This window comes from Streptomyces violaceusniger Tu 4113, from assembly GCF_000147815.2.
GTDB classification, from domain to species: Bacteria; Actinomycetota; Actinomycetes; order Streptomycetales; family Streptomycetaceae; genus Streptomyces; species Streptomyces violaceusniger_A.
Genome location: NC_015957.1, coordinates 10,618,445 through 10,637,166, shown reverse-complemented (window position 1 = coordinate 10,637,166; position 18,722 = coordinate 10,618,445). Strand labels below are relative to the sequence as shown.

Sequence of the window (18,722 nt, the reverse complement as noted above, 5' to 3'; positions counted from 1 at the left end):
ATCACGCGGCGGGAATCAGCGCATGGCGCGTCAGCGCTCGACCTCGCCCTTGATGAACTTCTCCACGTTCTGCTGCGCCTCGTTGTCGAAGTACTGCACCGGCGGCGACTTCATGAAGTACGAGGAGGCGGAGAGGATCGGGCCGCCGATGCCGCGGTCCTTGGCGATCTTCGCGGCGCGCAGCGCGTCGATGATGACACCCGCGGAGTTCGGGGAGTCCCACACCTCGAGCTTGTACTCCAGGTTCAGCGGGACATCGCCGAACGCGCGGCCCTCCAGGCGGACATACGCCCACTTGCGGTCGTCCAGCCAGGCCACGAAGTCCGAGGGGCCGATGTGGACGTTGTCGGCGCCCAGATCGCGGTCGGGGATCTGGGAGGTGACGGCCTGGGTCTTGGAGATCTTCTTGGACTCCAGGCGCTCCCGCTCGAGCATGTTCTTGAAGTCCATGTTGCCGCCGACGTTCAGCTGCATGGTGCGGTCCAGGACGACGCCCCGGTCCTCGAACAGCTTGGCCATCACGCGGTGCGTGATGGTCGCGCCGACCTGCGACTTGATGTCGTCACCGACGATCGGCACCCCGGCCTCGGTGAACTTGTCCGCCCACTCCTTGGTGCCGGCGATGAAGACCGGAAGGGCGTTGACGAAGGCGACCTTGGCGTCGATGGCGCACTGGGCGTAGTACTTGGCGGCGTCCTCGGAGCCGACCGGGAGGTAGCAGACCAGAACGTCGACCTGCTTGTCCTTGAGGACCTGGACGACGTCGACCGGGGCCTCGTCGGACTCGTCGATGGTCTGGCGGTAGTACTTGCCGAGTCCGTCGAGCGTGTGGCCGCGCTGGACCGTGACACCGGCCGTCGGCACGTCGCAGATCTTGATGGTGTTGTTCTCACTGGCGCCGATGGCGTCCGCGAGGTCCAGGCCGACCTTCTTCGCGTCCACGTCGAAGGCGGCCACGAACTCCACGTCGTTCACGTGGTAGTCGCCGAACTGCACGTGCATCAGACCCGGCACGCGGGTGTCCGGGTCGGCGTCCTTGTAGTACTCGACGCCCTGTACCAGCGAGGCGGCGCAGTTGCCCACGCCGACGATGGCTACACGAACCGAACCCATTCCGGTTGCTCCCTGTGTGTACTGGATGAGGCCCCGCGGCTGCCGGGCCTCACTTGGCGGTGTCATCGGACGGATCCGGCCGGGATCCACCCCGGTGCCGGGGCGGGCCGTCCGCATCTCCTGACTGGTCCTGCTCCTGCTGTGGCGGCCGGTCCTCATCCCGCTCGATCGCCCGGTCCTGCCCGGCGGTGCCGTCGCGCTGGTCGCGCCCGGCCCGCTCGCTCTCGATCAGCTCGTTCAGCCAGCGGACCTCGCGCTCCACCGACTCCATCCCGTGCCGCTGCAGCTCGAGGGTGTAGTCGTCCAGCCGCTCGCGGGTGCGGGCCATGGCGGCGCGCATCTTGTCCAGGCGCTCCTCCAGGCGGCTGCGCCGCCCTTCGAGCACTCGCATCCGAACGTCTCGTGACGTCTGGCCGAAGAAGGCGAAACGGACGCCGAAGTGCTCGTCCTCCCAGGCGTCCGGCCCGGTGTGGGCGAGCAGCTCCTCGAACCGCTCCTTCCCCGCCGCCGTGAGCCGGTAGACGATCTTGGCCCGGCGGCCGGAGAGGGGCGCCGCGAGGGCGTCCTGGGAGGCGCTGCCGGATTCCTCGATCAACCAGCCATTGGTGACCAGCGTCTTGAGGCAGGGATAGAGGCTGCCGTAGCTGAACGCCCGGAACACCCCGAGCGACGTGTTGAGCCGCTTGCGCAGCTCGTATCCGTGCATCGGGGACTCGCGCAGCAGGCCGAGTACGGCGAACTCCAGGACGCCGGAGCGTCTGCTCATTCCCCGCCTCCCCTCTCCTCCGAGCCAGCTATGTCGAGCTGATGTATCGACTCGATACATCAAGACGATAGATCCGTGCCCCCGGCGGGACAAGAGGGCCCACGGTGAACGCCGTCACATCATCAATTCGTGGCATTCAATCTGACGGTTATGGAGTGAAGGTGGCGGCTGGGCGGGTTTTGACCGTGCGTACTCTGTTCGCCATGCAGACCTATGGGAACCAAGTGACGCCGCGATGCGTCCTCGTCCCGGATGCAGTGCGTCCGGTTGCCTGGTGCGACCGGACCGCACATTGGGGGGACCGGAAGCCATCTGCCGCTTTCAGGCGATAGCGCCTGCCCGAGGAGAAGTCGTTCCATGAGCGAGCACCGTCGCAAACCGCCGCAGCCCCAAGGCGGCGGACGAGCAGCGGCCCGGCGAGCCGGACAGCAGTCGTCCGGCCGCCGCGCAGCACCGACGCACAACGCCGCAGCCGGGTCGGAGGCCACCCCCCAGGGGGAAGAGCGTCCTTACGGCGGCCGCGCGGCAGCCCGCCGCGCCGCACAACGCGGCGGCGGCCGTAGACGAGGAGCCGATCCGGGCGCCGGCGGCGCGGGCCACTCCGGTCGCGGTGGCGGCCGGCGGGGGGCCGGCGGCGGCCGCGGACCTGGCTCCGGGGGCGATGGGCACCCCGGCAAGAAGCGCTTTATCGATTACCCGCGTGGGGGAAGGTCGGGTCTCCGGCACTGGGTTCCGTCCTGGAAGCTGGTGACGGGAACTTTCCTCTTCTTCTTCGCGGTGCTGCTCGGCGCCGTCGGCATAGGGCTGTGGCTGGTGCAGGTGCCGACCGCCCAGGCCGCGTCCCAGACCCAGAAGAACGTCTACTACTGGGCGGACGGCAAGCAGATGGTGGTCTCCGGTGGTGGTGACCTCAACCGTCAGATCGTCCCCCTCAGCAAGATCCCCAAGTCCATGCAGAACGCGGTGATCTCCGCGGAGAACGCCAGCTTCTACCAGGACTCCGGCGTCGACCCGATGGGTATCGCGCGCGCGGTCGTCAACATGGCGCGGGGCGGCGCGACCCAGAGTGGGTCGACCATCACCCAGCAGTTCGTGAAGAACACCTACCTGGACCAGTCGCAGACGCTCACGCGCAAGGTCAAGGAGCTGTTCATCTCCATAAAGGTGGGCGCGACCAAGGACAAGGACTACATCCTCGGGAGCTACCTGAACACCGCCTACTACGGACGTGGTGCCTACGGCTGCCAGGCGGCGGCCCGCGCTTACTACGACCGTGACTGCTCGGCCCTGACGCCCAGCCAGAGCGCCTTCCTGGCCTCGACGCTGAACGGCCCCAACCTCTACGACCCCAACGGCGGCTACGGCGCCGCGGCCACCAAGGAAGCCAACACCAAGCGGGCCAAGCAGCGCTGGGAGTGGACCCTGCGGCGTGAGGTCGCCGTGCACAGGTTGAGCAGGACCGAGGCCCAGGAGTGGATCGGCAAGGGTTTCCCGATGCCGCAGGACCCGAAGGTGGCCACGAACAAGCAAGGCCAGATCGGCTATCTCACCGACCTCGCCGACAACTACATCATCGCCAATACCGGCATCAGCAAGTCGAAGCTGGACAAGGGTGGCTATCAGATCCACACCACCTTCGACCGGAAAAAGATCAGTGAGCTGACCCGGGCGGTCGAGAAGGTCTCCAAGGAGAACATCAAGCCGAAACAGCGCGAGCCGGACAAGTACGTCCAGTTCGGCGGCGCCTCGGTGGAGCCCAAGACGGGCAAGGTCCTGGCCATCTACGGCGGCAAGAACGCGCTGGAGCACTACCGCAACAACGCCGACTACACCGGTGTCCAGGTGGGCTCTACCTTCAAGCCCTTCGTGATGGCCGCCGCGATGACCAATGGTGTCCGCGATCCGAAGGGCCCACGGGAGCAACCCGATTCCGAGCGCACCCTGGTCGCGCCGAACAGTGTCTACAACGGCGACAACAAGGTGACCCTGAAGGACTACGACGGAACCGTCTGGCACGACAAGGACGGCAAGGAGTGGCACCAGCGGAACGACGGTGACGAGGACAAGGGCCCGGTCAGCCTGCGCACCGCGATGCAGTACTCGGTGAACACCCCGTTCATCCAGCTGGGCATGGACATCGGCACCGACAAGGTGCGGGACTCGGCCCTGGCCGCGGGCCTCAGCAAGGAGCAACTGGCGTCGATCACACCGACGTTCTCGCTCGGCACCTCCGCACCCAGCGCCATCCGGCTCGCCGGGGCGTACGCCACCTTCGCGGCCAGCGGCGAGCAGGCCGACCCGTACTCGGTGGAGCGGGTCGAGGACAAGAACGGCTCCGTCTACGACCACAAGCAGGACGCCCAGCTCAAGCGGGCGTTCGACTCGAACGTGGCGAACAACGTCACCGACGTCCTGGAGAACGTGGTCCAGCACGGCACCGGCACCTCGGCGAAGATCGGCCGGCCGGTGGCGGGCAAGACCGGAACCACCGACGAGAACAAGTCGGCCTGGTTCTCCGGCTACACCCCGCAGCTGTCCACCGCGATCGGCATGTGGCGGGTGGACGACCAGGCCAAGAGCCAGAAGTTCCTGTCCATGCGCGGTGTGGGCGGTCAGAAGACGATCCACGGCGCGTCCTTCCCGGCGGAGATCTGGGCCGACTACATGCGCGGTGCCCTGCAGGGCAAGCCGGTCAAGGACTTCCCCGCGGCTACCCCGATCGGTCAGAAGGTCTTCGGCGAGGACGCGAGCCCGAGCCCGACCCCGACGACGGAAAAGCCTCCCGCGTCCCCGTCGGAGACGCCTTCGGAAACCCCGTCGGAGACGCCCTCGGAGACGCCGTCCGGCAGCCCGACCCCGACGGGCACCTGTGACCCGCTCGACTTCAACTGCAACAACGACGGCGGGAACCAGAACGGCGGCGGCCAGAACGGCGGTCCGGGCGGTCCCACCACATCGCCGACCTCGGATCCGCCGGGCGGGCCCGGAGGCATATTCGGCGGCCCGACCGGGGCCCGACGGAGGGCTAGCCCGTAGCCCCGTACGACCCGTTCACCACTCGCCGGCCGCACCGGAGCGAACCCCGCTCCGGCGCGGCCGGCGCCGTTCCGGGCCCTGAACGGCCCTCTGCGCCTCTCGCACCCTGTTTCCCGCCCCGGGACCCACCGAGCCGTCCGCGGCGCGCTCAGCGGCCGCTGGGGCGGTCCTGACTCCTGCCGCCGGGCTCGTACGGCAGGATGGGGGCCATGAGCGTGCGCGAGGACCCACAGGCCGAGCCCGTCAGGCCGACCGCCGAGGACCCGCTGGCCGCGGCCGGCAGCGAGCTGATCGGTGGGCCGGCCGGGCGCCGGGCCCTGCTCGGCACGAGCTGGTGGACCCCGGTGCGGATCGTGGCGATCGCCGCCATCGGCATGTTCGCCCTGGGCATGGTGCAGAAGTTGCCGTGCTACGACGGCGGCTGGTTCTACGGCGCCACCGCCCAGTACACCCACGCCTGCTACTCCGACGTACCGCACCTCTACAACGGCCGCGGCTTCGCCATCGACCTCGTCCCGTACTTCAACCGCATACCGGACAGCGTCTCGGGCGGGATGCAGTACCTGGAGTACCCGGTCCTCACCGGCCTCTTCATGGAGGTCGCCTCCTGGCTGACCCCGCACGGCGGCTCCATCCAGGACCGTGAGCAGATCTACTGGCTGGTCAACGCGGGCATGCTGATGGTCTGCACCGCGGTCATCGCGGTCTGTGTGGCCCGTACGCACCGCCGCCGCCCCTGGGACGCGCTGCTGGTCGCCCTGGCCCCCGCCTTCGCGCTCACGGCCACCATCAACTGGGACCTGCTCGCCGTCGCCCTTACGGCCGCCGCCCTGCTGATGTGGTCCCGCAGCCGCCCGCTGGCCGCCGGTGTGCTGCTGGGGCTCGCGACGGCCGCGAAGCTCTACCCCGGGCTGCTGCTCGGCGCGGTGCTGGTGCTCTGCCTGCGGGCGGGGCGGCTGAGGGCCTTCTGGACGGCGACGGGCGGAGCCGCGGCCGCCTGGCTCGTGGTGAACCTCCCCGTGATGATCACCACACAGGGCGGTGGCCTGCACATCCGCGAGGGCTGGAAGACGTTCTACACCTTCAGCCAGGAGCGCCCCGTCGACTTCGGCTCCCTGTGGCTGATCATCTCGCAGCGCACCGGGAACCCCCTGGAGGACGTCAACACCTACGGAACCCTCCTGATGGTCCTGGCCTGCATCGGGGTGGCGGCGCTCGCTCTGTGCGCCCCGCGCCGTCCGCGCCTGGCTCAGCTCTCCTTCCTGATCGTCGCGGCGTTCGTGCTCACCAACAAGGTCTACTCACCGCAGTACGTGCTGTGGCTGATCCCGCTGGCGGCACTGGCACGGCCGCGCTGGCGGGACTTCCTGGTCTGGCAGGCGTGCGAGGTCATGTACTTCCTCGGGATCTGGATGTACCTCGCGTACACGGGCAGCGGCGACCAGCACCGGGGGCTGCCCGCGGAGGGCTATCAGCTGGCGATCGCCGTGCATCTGCTGGGGACGCTCTATCTGTGCGCCCTGATCGTCCGGGACGCGCTGGTGCCGGAGCGGGACCCGGTGCGCAAGGACGGGGCGGACGACCCCGGAGGAGGCGTGCTGGACCGGGCCCCGGACACGTTCGTGCTGGGACGGGCGCGGCGCGCTTCCCGGTACGAGAGCGCGCCGCTGGTGGACTGGGGCGTCCATCGGGAGTGAGCCCCCGGACGGGAGCCGCTCCCGGCGGCGCGCGCTTCAGCGGTCGAAGAGCCGGTCGAACTGCGTCGTGGTGTGCCGCAGATGCGCCACCAGCTCATCCCCCACCTGGGGTGCCTGGACATCACCGGGCACGAACAGGATGGACACCTGCATATGCGGCGGCTCGGCGAACCACCGCTGCTTGCCCGCCCATACGAACGGCGAGAGGTTGCGGTTGACGGTCGCGAGGCCGGCGCGGGCGACCCCCTTGGCGCGGGGCATCATCCCGTGCAGCGCCTTGGGCGCCTCCAGGCCGACGCCGTGGGAGGTGCCGCCCGCGACGACGACCAGATGGCCGTCGGAGGCGGACTTCTGCTGGCGGTAGCCGAAGCGGTCGCCCTTCGCCACCCGGGTGACGTCGAGCACCGAGCCCCGGTACTCCGTCGAATCGTGGTCGCCCAGCCACAGCCGGGTGCCGATCCGCGCCCGGAAGCGGGTCTGCGGGAACTGCTGCTGCAGCCGGGCCAGTTCCTCGGCCTTGAGGTGGCTGACGAACATGGTGTGCAGCGGCAGCCGTGCCGCCCGCAGCCGGTCCATCCAGGCAATGACCTCCTCGACCGCGTCCAGGCCGTCGGTGCGGTCGAGCGGGAGGTGGATGGCGAACCCCTCCAGCCGGACGTTCTCTATCGCGGCGTGCAGCTTGGGCAGGTCCTGCTCGGTGATGCCGTGCCGCTTCATGCTGCTCATGACCTCGATGACCACGCGCGCGTTCACCAGGCCGTAGACGCCGTCGACCGACGAGACCGAGCGGATCACCCGGTCCGGCAGCGGCACCGGCTCCTCACCGCGCCGGAAGGGGGTGAGTACGAGCAGGTCACCGCTGAAGAAGTCCTTCATCCGGGCGGCCTCGTAGGTGGTCCCGACCGCGAGGACGTCGCTGCCCATGCGGGCTGCCTCCTCGGCCAGGCGCTCATGGCCGAAGCCGTAGCCGTTGCCTTTGCAGACCGGGACTATCCCTGGGAACTGCTGGATCACCGTCTGCTGGTGCGCCCGCCAGCGCGCGGTGTCGACGTAGAGGGTGAGCGCCATTGGCCGGTCCCGGAACCTTTCTCGTTGCCGCGGTGTATTGGAAGTATGGGAAACAGCGAATCGTGGTCAGCGGCGCGACATGTAGATGTCGAGTGCCTTGTGCAGGAGCTTGTTGAGCGGGAAGTCCCACTCGCCGAGGTACTCGGCAGCCTGCCCACCGGTGCCCACCTTGAACTGGATCAGACCGAAGAGATGATCTGTCTCATCGAGGGAATCGCTGATGCCGCGCAGGTCGTAGACGGTCGCGCCCAGCGCGTACGCGTCGCGGAGCATCCGCCACTGCATCGCGTTCGAGGGCCGGACCTCACGCTTGTGGTTGGCCGAGGCGCCGTAGGAGTACCAGACATGGCCTCCGACGATCAGCATCGTGGCCGCGGCCACGACCTCGTTCTCGTGCATCGCGAAGTACAGCCGCATCCGGTTGGGGTCCTCGGTGTTGAGGGCCGTCCACATGCGCTGGAAGTAGCTGAGCGGGCGCGGCCGGAAGTGGTCGCGCTCCGCGGTGATCTCGTAGAGCCGCTGCCACTCGGGCAGATGCTCGTAGCCGCCCTGGACGACCTCGACACCGGCCTTCTCGGCCTTCTTGATGTTGCGGCGCCACAGCTGGTTGAAGCCCTTGTGGACATCCTCCAGGGAGCGGTTCTCCAGCGGCACCTGGAAGACGTACCGCGGCTGGACGTCACCGAAGCCGGCCCCGCCGTCCTCGCCCTGCTGCCAGCCCATGCGCCGCAGCCGCTCGGCGACCTCGAAGGCGCGCGGCTCGATGAAGGTGGCCTCGACATCGCGCAGCCGCTTGACGTCGGGGTTCTGGATGCCCGACTTGATCGCGGTGGAGTCCCAGCGGCGGATGATGACCGGCGGGCCCATCTTCACGGAGAACGCGCCCTGCTGCTTCAGATGCGCGAGCATCGGGCGCAGCCAGTCCTCGAGGTTGGGCGCGTACCAGTTGATGACCGGGCCCTCGGGGAGATAGGCGAGATAGCGCTTGATCTTGGGCAGCTGCCGGTAGAGGACGAGGCCGGCGCCGACGAGCTGGCCCGTGGCGTCGAACCAGCCGAGGTTCTCCGAGCGCCACTCCGACTTGACGTCAGCCCATGCCGGGACCTGCATGTGGCTGGCCGCGGGCAGGCTCTGGATATACGCCAGATGCTGCTCTCGGCTGATCGTCCTCAGGGTCAGGCTCATGCGGGGCGCTCCTCGGCAGGTTTGTCCCCAGGGTCGGGGCTCCGGCTCTCGCGCCGAAGCCTACTGCGACCGGGACGCGCCCCGTTCGGGCCTGTGGGCAACCAGGCTCCGGGCGGGCTCAGCCCAGCACGCCGCCGAAGAGCCCTCCGTGTGCCATGCCGAGGTAGAAGCCGACCCCCGCGGCACCGAGTCCGATGATCAGCACGAACCGCTCACCGGTGGTCGCGGAGATCAGCTGGCCCCAGGCGCCAGTGATCATTCCGACCAGCCCGGTCCATGAGCTGACCAGGTGGAGCTGGGTGAAATGAGCCGTGACGAAGGCGATCGCCCCGATCACCAGCGTGGTCACGGCGAAAGCGTTCTGAACGGGATGCGACTTGCCATCGGTGTCCAGGAAGGAGAGCAAGCCGTGATGGGGTCGTGCTGCCTGTGCCATGGGGCACCTCCAGGTAGGCCCATAGAGCAAAGCGGCGAACTGTAATGCCGCTCACACCCGATGTGTACAGATTGCGGGCTAAGACGCCCGGATTTCAAGCGGGAGGCCGTAGCCAGGTACTGTGTACCGTCCGCGGTGGTGTCTGCACAGGCGCCGAAGCGGATACGCATCACGACCCTCCTGCCACGGAACGACCGTGGCCGCTGAGTCCAAAGGAGGTGGGTTCCACATGCGTCACTACGAGGTGATGGTCATCCTCGACCCCGATCTCGAGGAGCGCGCTGTCTCCCCGCTGATCGAGAACTTCCTTTCCGTCGTCCGTGAGGGCGAAGGCAAGGTCGAGAAGGTCGACACCTGGGGCCGTCGTCGTCTCTCGTACGAGATCAAGAAGAAGCCCGAGGGCATCTACTCGGTCATCGACCTGCAGGCAGAGCCCGCGGTCGTCAAGGAGCTCGACCGCCAGCTCAACCTGAACGAGTCGGTCCTCCGGACCAAGGTCCTCCGTCCCGAGACCCACTGACGCGTAAGCGTTCAGCGGTCATCGGGGCCGTATCGCAACGAGTAGCAAGCAGCCCAGCAGTACCCGCCGAGAGGTTCCCCCAATGGCAGGCGAGACCGTCATCACGGTCGTCGGCAATCTCGTCGACGACCCCGAGCTGCGTTTCACCCCGTCCGGTGCGGCGGTCGCGAAGTTCCGCGTCGCGTCCACTCCCCGTACCTTCGACCGGCAGACCAATGAGTGGAAGGACGGCGAGAGCCTCTTCCTCACGTGCTCGGTGTGGCGGCAGGCCGCGGAGAACGTGGCCGAGTCCCTTCAGCGCGGCATGCGCGTCATCGTGCAGGGTCGTCTGAAGCAGCGGTCCTACGAGGACCGTGAGGGGATCAAGCGCACGGTCTATGAGCTGGATGTCGACGAGGTCGGCGCCAGTCTGCGCAACGCCACAGCCAAGGTCACCAAGACCACCGGTCGCGGTGGTCAGGGTGGTTACGGCGGTGGCGGTGGCGGTGGCGGCGGCCAGGGCGGCGGAGGCGGTTGGGGCGGCGGCCCCGGCAACTCCGGCGGCGGTCAGCAGGGCGGCGGCGCTCCGGCCGACGACCCGTGGGCGACCGGCGCACCGGCCGGCGGCCAGGGCGGCGACGGCGGTGGTGGCTGGGGCGGCGGCTCCGGCAACTCCGGCGGCGGCTACTCGGACGAGCCGCCCTTCTAGGCCCGGAGCGCCGTTTCACGTGAAACCACGTGAAACAAGAGCGCTCGGTCTGGTCAGGGCGACCAGCACATACTTCTTGATCACACTGGAGAGAGACAATGGCGAAGCCGCCTGCTCGCAAGCCTAAGAAGAAGGTTTGCGTGTTCTGCAAGGAGAAGATCTCCTACGTCGACTACAAGGACACGAACCTGCTGCGGAAGTTCATTTCCGACCGCGGCAAGATCCGTGCCCGCCGGGTCACCGGCAACTGCACCCAGCACCAGCGTGACGTCGCCACGGCTGTGAAGAACAGCCGTGAGATGGCGCTGCTGCCCTACACCTCCACCGCGCGATAAGGGAAGGGTGACCCAGTCATGAAGATCATCCTCACCCACGAGGTCTCCGGCCTCGGCACCGCCGGTGACGTCGTGGACGTCAAGGACGGTTACGCCCGTAACTACCTCGTTCCGCGTGGTCTGGCGATCCGCTGGACCAAGGGCGGCGAGAAGGACGTCGAGCAGATCCGCCGCGGTCGTCGCATCCGCGAGATCGCCACGATCGAGCAGGCCAATGAGGTCAAGGCTCGGCTTGAGGGCGTCAAGGTGCAGCTGAAGACCCGTGCCGGCGACGCCGGCCGGCTGTTCGGCTCCGTCACCCCGGCCGACATCGCTTCGGCGATCAAGGACGCGGGTGGTCCGGACGTGGACAAGCGCCGTATCGAGGTGCAGTCGCCGATCAAGACCCTGGGCGCGCACCAGGTCTCGGTCCGTCTGCACGCCGAGGTTGCCGCCAAGGTCGGCGTCGAGGTCGTCGCCGCCTGACGACCGTGACGGTCGCCTTTGGCACCGTGCACCGGAGGGCCGCACCCTGTGGGGTGCGGCCCTCCGTCGTGCCCGGGGGACCGGTGGCTCTGGTCTTGTCCGGGGACGCGCGTGCTGTGGTCCGGTGGGGCTCAGCTTCGTACCGCGCCGGTGACGATCCAGCGGCCGGAGCGGGTGCGCAGCCACAGGGTCGCCAACCGGACCGACATCATCAGCGCCATCGTGCACCACAGCGCGGTCAGCCCGCCGCCGAACGAGGGGACCAGCAGCGCCACCGGGGCGAAGGCGGCGAGGGTGACGATCATCGCCCAGGCCAGATACGGCCCGTCGCCCGCGCCCATCAGCACGCCGTCGAGGACGAAGACCACACCCGAGACCGGCTGGATGAGGGCCGTCACCAGCAGGGCGGGCAGCAGGGCGTCCCGTACCGCGGCATCGGTGGTGAACAGGGGGATGAACAGCGGCCGGGAGGCGACCACCAGCAGACCCAGCGCCACGCCCGAGGCGATGCCCCAGTGCACCATGCGGCGGCAGGCGGCCCGTGCCCCCTCCTCGTCGCCCGCCCCCAGATAGCGTCCGATGATCGCCTGGCCCGCGATGGCGATGGCATCCAGGGCGAACGCCAGCAGACTCCACAGGGTGAGCACGATCTGATGGGCGGCGATGTCGGTGTCGCCGAGGCGGGCCGCCACGGCCGTCGCGATCAGCATCACGGCGCGCAGCGAGAGCGTACGGATCAGCAGCGGTGTCCCGGCGTGGGCGCAGGCCCTGATCCCGGCGGCATCGGGCTTCAGCGAGGTGCCATGGCGCCGTGCGCCCCGGATGACCACGGCGAGGTAGACGGCGGCCATGGCGTTCTGGGCGATCACCGTGCCCCAGGCCGAGCCCGCGATGCCCAGCCCGGCCACGTAGACCAGGGTGACGTTGAGCGCGGCGTTGGCCCCGAAGCCGCCGATGGCGACATACAGCGGGGTGCGGGTGTCCTGGAGGCCGCGGAGGACCCCGGTGGCGGCGAGCACCACCAGCATCGCGGGGATGCCGAGGGTGCTGATCCGCAGATAGGTGATGGCATAGGGCGCGGCGGTGTCCGAGGCGCCGAAGAGGTCGATGAGGGCGGGGGCGGTGGGAAGGGCCACGGCGATGACGGCGGCGCCGAGCAGCAGGGCCAGCCAGATGCCGTCCATGCCCTGCCGGATCGCCCCGGCGAGGTCGCCCGCGCCGACGCGGCGGGCGACCGCCCCGGTGGTTGCGTAGGCGAGGAAGACGAAGATGTTGACGGCGGTGGCGAGCAGGGCCGCGGCGACGCCCAGACCGGCCAGCTGGGTGGTGCCCAGATGGCCGACGACGGCGCTGTCGACCATGACGAAGAGGGGTTCCGCAACGAGCGCGCCGAAGGCGGGAAGCGCGAGTGCGACGATCTCGCGGTCGTGGTGGCGCAGGGTGCTCCGCGCGCTCGTGGGGGCCTGTGTCATGAGGGCAATGTAATCGTCCACAGGTAAGAGACACAAGCCATCACCAGTCCTTACAAGGCGGCGTGCGGGACGATCTTCTCTGCGCCCTTTGTCGTGATCTTGTGCCGGGGGCGAAAGTTTTTCTTCTGCACAGCCCCTGGATAGAGAAACCGCAGGTCAGGGTTGGGTCCTTGGGGTGATTGTGTGTTTGTCCACAGCACTGTCCCCCGACCCGTGCACAGGTTCGCGCGACTTACCCACAGGATGGATCCCATCATCCACATGCCCTGTGGATAACCAAGTTGGCTGGCGGTCCCGACGGGCCTAACGTGGTCCGGCGCCCGCCACCCGATTCGGCCCTGGAATCCCCAGCCTCCGATGCGCCGTGTCCGGAAAGCCGGCCGCTCAGTTGTGTCATAGCCGTGCCGTAAGAAGGACGGGCACGGCGAGGTTCGCTTCGCGGACGGGAGGAGGTGACGGGGTGAGCGTTCCCGAGCCCATGGACGACCCCTGGGCGGACTCCGGCCCGTCCGACCGGTTCCCGTCCCCCCGCTTCCGGCGTGGTGAGGGCGGCGGCCGGGGCCGCGACGGTCAGCAGGACCGCGACGGAGGGGGCGGCTCCGCCTGGGAGGGCTCCGGCTTCGAGCGCGTTCCGCCCCAGGACCTCGACGCCGAGCAGTCCGTGCTCGGCGGCATGCTGCTCTCCAAGGACGCCATCGCCGATGTGGTGGAGGTCCTCAAGGGCAATGACTTCTACCGGCCCGCCCATGAGACCGTCTACCAGGCCATCCTGGACCTCTACGCCAAGGGCGAGCCGGCCGACCCGATCACGGTCGCCGCGGAGCTGACCAAGCGCGGGGAGATCGCCCGGGTCGGCGGCGCCTCGTATCTCCACACCCTGGTCCAATCGGTTCCCACCGCCGCCAACGCCGAGTACTACGCGGAGATCGTCCACGAGCGCGCCGTGCTGCGCCGCCTCGTCGAGGCGGGCACCCGCATCACCCAGATGGGATACGCGGCGGACGGGGACGTCGACGAGATCGTCAACAACGCCCAGGCGGAGATCTACGCCGTCACCGAGCAGCGCACCAGCGAGGACTATCTGCCGCTCGGCGACATCATGGAGGGCGCGCTCGACGAGATCGAGGCGATCGGCTCACGCAGCGGGCAGATGTCCGGGGTGCCCACCGGCTTCACCGACCTGGACTCCCTGACGAACGGTCTGCACCCGGGCCAGATGGTCGTCATCGCCGCCCGGCCCGCGATGGGTAAGTCCACCCTGGCCCTGGACTTCGCGCGGGCCTGCTCGATCAAGCACAGCATGCCGAGCGTGATCTTCTCGCTGGAGATGGGCCGCAACGAGATCGCGATGCGTCTGCTCTCCGCCGAGGCCCGGGTGGCGCTGCACCATATGCGCTCCGGCAGCATGACCGACGAGGACTGGACGCGGCTGGCCCGGCGGATGCCGGATGTCTCCCAGGCCCCGCTCTTCATCGACGACTCGCCGAACCTGTCGATGATGGAGATCCGCGCCAAGTGCCGCCGGCTCAAGCAGCGCAGCGATCTGCAGTTGGTCGTCATCGACTATCTCCAGCTGATGCAGTCCGGCGGCGCCCGGCGCCCCGAGAGCCGTCAGCAGGAGGTCTCGGACATGTCGCGAAACCTGAAGCTGCTGGCCAAGGAGCTGGAAGTGCCGGTCATCGCGCTCTCCCAGCTCAACCGAGGCCCCGAGCAGCGCACGGACAAGAAGCCGATGGTCTCCGACCTCCGAGAGAGTGGATCCATCGAGCAGGACGCGGACATGGTCATCCTGCTCCACCGCGAGGACGCGTATGAGAAGGAGTCACCGCGCGCGGGTGAGGCGGATCTGATCGTGGCCAAGCACCGTAACGGCCCGACGGCCACGATCACGGTCGCCTTCCAGGGCCACTATTCGCGCTTCGTGGACATGGCGCAGACCTGATACGAGGCGAGTGAGGTCTCAGGTCGACGTCGTCAGCTCATGTCGCGGGTCGGAGTCCCGCTCTTCGTGGTTTCGGCAAAAAACTTTGTCGATTCGCCACGGGCGGGGGCAGGTTGGTGGCGGACGCGACCCCACCACGTGAGGCATGGCCATGGACACACAGTTCTGGGATGACTTGTATCGCAGCCGCGACCAGCTCTTCAGCGGCGCGCCCAACGGAGTGCTCGTCACCGAGGTCACCGACCTACCGCCGGGGCAGGCGCTCGACGTGGGATGCGGTGAGGGCGCCGATGCCGTCTGGCTGGCCCGGCGCGGCTGGCAGGTCACGGCGGTCGACATCTCCCGGGCCGCCCTGGAACGCGCCGTCGTGGCCGGCACGGACGTCGAGGGCCGCGTGGCGTGGACACGCGCCGACCTGACCGGCACGCCGCCCCCGGCCGCCGCGTTCGACCTGGTGTCCGTCCACTACTTCCCGCTGGCACACCAGCCGGACCACACCGCGCTGCGCGGCCTGCTGGACGCCGTCGCCCCCGGCGGCACCCTGCTCTTCGCCAGCCACGCGCTCGCCGATCTGTCCCCGGACCCCGAGCAGGGCTTCGACCCCGGCGACTACTACCAGCCCGACGAGATCGCCAGGCTCCTCGACGACGACTGGACCGTCCTGATCAACGAAACCCGCCCCCGTACCGCTCCGGCCCCCGCCGGTACCCATCACACGCAGGACACCGTCCTGCGAGCGCGACGCCTGCGGTAACGGCGGTCGTGGCGGGGTCGATTTCGGCCATCACCTGCCCCGGGGCTGGCCGGGTCAGGGCTGCAACTGGTGGCCCAGGGCCGCGGCCTTCTCCACGCGCCGGGCGAGGACCTGCTCATGGAGGTCCGTCATCTGTCGCAGCGCGTCCTTACGGTCGCGTTTGGAGAGCCGGTCGATGTAGAGATGCCCCGAGAGATGGTCGGCCTCGTGCTGCAGACATCGGGCGAAGTAGCCGGTGCCCTCGATCACCAGCGGGTTGCCGTCCTTGTCGACGCCGCGGACCACGGTGCGGTCGGTGCGTGGTACGTCCATCCGTGCGCCCGGTACGGACAGACAGCCCTCGGCGTCCTCGATGAGCAGCCGCTCGGCCGGATCGGGCTGGTCCAGGACGGGGTTGATGATGTGGCCGACATGCCGTACGCCGTTGTCGTCCGGGCAGTCGTAGACGAACAGCCGCAGCTCGACGTCGACCTGATTGGCGGCCAGCCCGGCGCCTTCGGCGATGTACATGGTGAGGAACATGTCGTCGATGAGGGCGCTCAGCTCGGGTGTGCCGAACTCGGTCACCTCCCGGCAGGAGCGGCGCAGAATCTCCTCACCGACCTCGGTGATCCGGCGCGGTGAACCGCGCTCGGCCTCGGGGGGCAGCGCCGGATACGAGCCGACGGGTTTCCCCTGCACCAGGACGCGCACCGCTGACCTCACCTTTTCCGCCCCCACTGATGGCCGCCCCCGCTGATGGTCATGTCCGGCCAACGTAGCAGGGGCGGTTCGGCCGCGGCTCCGGCTCGGTCAGATCGCCTCGGCGAGCTCCTCCAGCAGCCGCCGCTTGCTGCGGGCCCCGACCAGCGACCGCACCGGCTCGCCCGCCCGGAAGAGCATCAGCGTCGGCATCGACAGCACCCCGTACGCGTTGGTGGTGGACGGGTTCTCGTCCACGTCGAGCTGCACCACCTTCAGCCGGTGGGCCTCCTCCTGCGCGATCTCCGCCAGCACCGGCGCGATCATCCGGCACGGCGGGCACCACGAGGCGGTGAACTTCACCAGTACCGGCAGCTCGGCCGTCAGCACCTCCTCGCCGAAGGTGGCGTCCGTGACCGTGGCCACTCCCCCGGTGTGTGTCAGCGACATCTCATCTCTCCTTCGGAGTTGTTCGGGGCTGTTCGGAGTCGTTCGGAGTCGTTCGGAGCCGTTGTGGTGACGGTGGGACGGCGGGACGGCGGGGCTCACGGCCCGGGCGGCGTCAGCTCGCAGCGCGGCTCCGGGGCCCCTGCGGGCGCCGTCGCCGCGGCCTCCAGCGCCGCGCGGGCCAGCTCCGCCTGGGCGAGCTGTGTCCCGACCCGCTCCCGGATGGCGCTCAGCCGGCCGATGCACTCGTCCAGCTCGGCCAGCTTGCGCCGGTAGACCTCCAGCGAGGCGGGGCAGGAGTCACCGGCCGGATGGCCGGATCGCAGGCATTCGACGAACGGACGCGTCTCCTCCAGCTCGAAGCCGAAGTCCTGCAGTACGCGGATCTGCTGGAGCAGCCGCAGATCGTCCTCGTCGTACGACCGGTACCCATTGCCGGTGCGGCGCGCGGGCAGCAGCCCGAGCGACTCGTAATAGCGCAGGGTGCGGGTGGTGGTACCCGCCCGTTCGGCCAGCTCTCCGATCCGCATGTCCTGACGGTAGACCTTGACCCTGACGTCAAGGCCAGACCGCGGTGCGGTCCCGGGCCGTGGCCCGGCCGCTGACGATCGGCCGGCCGATGGCTGCCCGCTGTCGGACCTCCGCCGTACAGTGCCGACATGACCACACGCGACGCGGATGAGTTCACGGAACCGCTGCCCGCCACCCGCCGTGCCCTGCTGCGGCGCGTCGCCATCGGCCAGACCGAGGGCCGTGCCCCGTCCCTGGTGGGGGCCGTGATGCGGGAGGGGCGGCTGGTGTGGACGGGTTCGCGTGGCGGCGTGGACGGATCCGCACCGGACGCCGACACCCAGTACCGCATCGGCTCCTTGACCAAGACCTTCGTGGCGGTGCTGGTGCTGCGGCTGCGTGACGAGGGGCTGCTGGACCTCGGCGATCCGCTGGCCAAGCATCTGGACGTGCCGCAGGCCGAGGGCGCGACCGTGGCCCAGCTCCTCTCCCACACCTCGGGGCTCGCCGCCGAGGCCCGCGGCCCGTGGTGGGAGCGCACGCCCGGGGCGCTGCGGCCCGAGACGGCCGATATCTTCGGCGAGCGCCCGCTGGTCCACCCCGCGGGCCGCCGTCACCACTACTCCAACCCCGGTTTCGCGCTGCTCGGCGCGCTGGTCGAGCGGGTGCGCGGAGCGCCCTGGGGCGAGGTGCTGGCCCATGAGGTGCTGGAGCCGCTGGGGATGGGGCGTACGTCGCTGGAGCCGCGCGCCCCGCACGCCGGGGGCTGGGCCGTGCACCCCTGGGCGGATGTCCTGCTGCCCGAACCGGCCGAGGACACCGGACGGATGGGCCCGGCCGGGCAGCTCTGGTCGACCGCCGGGGATCTGGCCCGCTTCGCCGCCTTCCTGCTGGACGGGGACGAGCGGGTGCTCGGCGCGGAGTCGCTCGCCGAGATGCGGGCGCCCGCCGTCGCCCCCGAGGAGAGGGACTGGGACGGCGGCTACGGCCTGGGGACACAGCTCGTCCGCCACGGCGGGCGGTTCCTCCACGGCCACATCGGCTCCATGCCCGGCTTCCTGGCCTCGCTGTGGGTGAGCGCCGAGGACCGGCTGGCCGGGATCGCGCTGGCCAACACCACCGCGGGGCCCACGATCGGCGCCATCGCCGCCGACCTCATAGGGATCGTGGCCGAGCACGAGCCGCGTATCCCCGAGCCCTGGCGGCCGCTGACCGACGCCGATCCGGCGCTGCTGGCGCTGACCGGGCCCTGGTACTGGGGCCCTCGCGCCTACCACCTGCGGCTGCGCGCGGACCGCGGACTGGAGCTCTCCCCGGCCACCCAGGGAGGCCGGGCCTCCCGCTTCAAGGCCGAGCCGAATGGCACCTGGACGGGGCTCGACGGCTATTACGCGGGGGAGACGCTGCGGGTGGTCGAGGGGGAGGGCGGCGCCCCCGCCCATCTGGACCTGGGCACCTTCGTGTTCACCCGGGAGCCCTACGCCCCGGACGGCGTGGTGCCCGGCGGGGTGGACCCGGAGGGCTGGCGGGCGCTCTGAGGGGGAGGGGGCGGGAGCGGGGTGCCGTGATCCGGGGCGCGGCGGGCTCCGACGGTTCGCAGGCTTCGG

The 18,722-nt window shown here is 69.4% G+C and carries 18 protein-coding genes; 9 read left to right on the top strand and 9 right to left on the bottom strand.

All coding sequences use genetic code 11. The annotated features are described in order from the left end of the window. Positions 1-30 precede the first annotated feature (30 nt). Both STRVI_RS43585 and STRVI_RS43580 read right to left on the bottom strand, forming a co-directional pair. On the bottom strand, positions 31-1,113 hold the full coding sequence (locus STRVI_RS43585; protein WP_014061957.1) for an inositol-3-phosphate synthase: 1,083 nt from the start codon (positions 1,111-1,113) through the stop codon (positions 31-33). Between the two features lie 49 nt (positions 1,114-1,162). Continuing rightward, positions 1,163-1,879, bottom strand: a complete 717-nt coding sequence (locus tag STRVI_RS43580; protein WP_014061956.1) for a PadR family transcriptional regulator — start codon at positions 1,877-1,879, stop codon at positions 1,163-1,165. 357 nt (positions 1,880-2,236) lie between these two features. Here STRVI_RS43580 and STRVI_RS43575 point away from each other — a divergent pair, with 357 nt between their 5' ends. Both STRVI_RS43575 and STRVI_RS43570 read left to right on the top strand, forming a co-directional pair. Beyond that, positions 2,237-4,915 (top strand): transglycosylase domain-containing protein, encoded by a 2,679-nt coding sequence (locus tag STRVI_RS43575; RefSeq protein WP_043237509.1) that lies wholly within the window; start codon positions 2,237-2,239, stop codon positions 4,913-4,915. A gap of 209 nt (positions 4,916-5,124) precedes the next feature. Further along, complete coding sequence (locus STRVI_RS43570) at positions 5,125-6,612, top strand: glycosyltransferase family 87 protein (RefSeq protein ID WP_014061954.1); 1,488 nt, start codon at positions 5,125-5,127, stop codon at positions 6,610-6,612. Between the two features lie 36 nt (positions 6,613-6,648). Here the strand turns inward: STRVI_RS43570 and STRVI_RS43565 are convergent, their stop codons facing one another. The 3 genes from STRVI_RS43565 to STRVI_RS43555 form a co-directional block, all read right to left on the bottom strand. Further along, positions 6,649-7,680: an alanine racemase gene (locus STRVI_RS43565; protein WP_014061953.1), complete on the bottom strand. Its 1,032-nt coding sequence runs from the start codon at positions 7,678-7,680 to the stop codon at positions 6,649-6,651. A gap of 66 nt (positions 7,681-7,746) precedes the next feature. Further along, positions 7,747-8,865, bottom strand: coding sequence for a lipid II:glycine glycyltransferase FemX (locus tag STRVI_RS43560; RefSeq protein WP_014061952.1), 1,119 nt, complete (start codon positions 8,863-8,865; stop codon positions 7,747-7,749). Between the two features lie 118 nt (positions 8,866-8,983). Continuing rightward, positions 8,984-9,301 (bottom strand): hypothetical protein, encoded by a 318-nt coding sequence (locus STRVI_RS43555; protein ID WP_014061951.1) that lies wholly within the window; start codon positions 9,299-9,301, stop codon positions 8,984-8,986. 229 nt (positions 9,302-9,530) lie between these two features. Between STRVI_RS43555 and rpsF the strand changes: the two genes are divergently transcribed. The 4 genes from rpsF (at position 9,531) to rplI (ending at position 11,309) form a co-directional block, all read left to right on the top strand. Continuing rightward, positions 9,531-9,821 (top strand): 30S ribosomal protein S6, encoded by a 291-nt coding sequence (gene rpsF, locus STRVI_RS43550; protein ID WP_014061950.1) that lies wholly within the window; start codon positions 9,531-9,533, stop codon positions 9,819-9,821. 82 nt (positions 9,822-9,903) lie between these two features. Next, complete coding sequence (locus STRVI_RS43545; RefSeq protein ID WP_014061949.1) at positions 9,904-10,509, top strand: single-stranded DNA-binding protein; 606 nt, start codon at positions 9,904-9,906, stop codon at positions 10,507-10,509. 98 nt (positions 10,510-10,607) lie between these two features. After that, the gene (rpsR, locus tag STRVI_RS43540) at positions 10,608-10,844 is read left to right on the top strand and encodes a 30S ribosomal protein S18 (RefSeq protein WP_003978893.1); all 237 of its coding nucleotides are present in this window, start codon (positions 10,608-10,610) and stop codon (positions 10,842-10,844) included. Between the two features lie 18 nt (positions 10,845-10,862). Continuing rightward, entirely contained in the window at positions 10,863-11,309 is a 447-nt protein-coding gene (gene rplI, locus STRVI_RS43535) for a 50S ribosomal protein L9 (protein WP_014061948.1), read from the top strand. 131 nt (positions 11,310-11,440) lie between these two features. Here the strand turns inward: rplI and STRVI_RS43530 are convergent, their stop codons facing one another. Next, the gene (locus STRVI_RS43530; protein ID WP_043237506.1) at positions 11,441-12,781 is read right to left on the bottom strand and encodes an MATE family efflux transporter; all 1,341 of its coding nucleotides are present in this window, start codon (positions 12,779-12,781) and stop codon (positions 11,441-11,443) included. A 460-nt stretch (positions 12,782-13,241) separates the two neighbouring features. Between STRVI_RS43530 and dnaB the strand changes: the two genes are divergently transcribed. Both dnaB and STRVI_RS43520 read left to right on the top strand, forming a co-directional pair. Next, positions 13,242-14,723 carry a replicative DNA helicase gene (dnaB, locus tag STRVI_RS43525; RefSeq protein ID WP_014061946.1) on the top strand — a complete coding sequence of 494 codons (1,482 nt, stop codon included), beginning with the start codon at positions 13,242-13,244 and terminating at the stop codon, positions 14,721-14,723. A gap of 151 nt (positions 14,724-14,874) precedes the next feature. After that, a complete protein-coding gene (locus STRVI_RS43520; RefSeq protein WP_014061945.1) occupies positions 14,875-15,477 on the top strand; it encodes a class I SAM-dependent methyltransferase in 603 nt (200 codons plus the stop codon). A 54-nt stretch (positions 15,478-15,531) separates the two neighbouring features. Here STRVI_RS43520 and def read toward each other — a convergent pair whose 3' ends face one another. The 3 genes from def to STRVI_RS43505 all read right to left on the bottom strand — a co-directional run bounded on the left by def (position 15,532) and on the right by STRVI_RS43505 (position 17,135). Next, positions 15,532-16,170 carry a peptide deformylase gene (def, locus tag STRVI_RS43515; protein WP_014061944.1) on the bottom strand — a complete coding sequence of 213 codons (639 nt, stop codon included), beginning with the start codon at positions 16,168-16,170 and terminating at the stop codon, positions 15,532-15,534. 99 nt (positions 16,171-16,269) lie between these two features. Beyond that, entirely contained in the window at positions 16,270-16,608 is a 339-nt protein-coding gene (gene trxA / locus STRVI_RS43510) for a thioredoxin (RefSeq protein ID WP_014061943.1), read from the bottom strand. Between the two features lie 95 nt (positions 16,609-16,703). Continuing rightward, positions 16,704-17,135: a MerR family transcriptional regulator gene (locus tag STRVI_RS43505; RefSeq protein WP_014061942.1), complete on the bottom strand. Its 432-nt coding sequence runs from the start codon at positions 17,133-17,135 to the stop codon at positions 16,704-16,706. 129 nt (positions 17,136-17,264) lie between these two features. On the opposite strand from STRVI_RS43505, the gene STRVI_RS43500 reads away from it, so the two are divergent. Beyond that, positions 17,265-18,653, top strand: a complete 1,389-nt coding sequence (locus STRVI_RS43500) for a serine hydrolase domain-containing protein (protein WP_014061941.1) — start codon at positions 17,265-17,267, stop codon at positions 18,651-18,653. Positions 18,654-18,722: the final 69 nt, after the last annotated feature.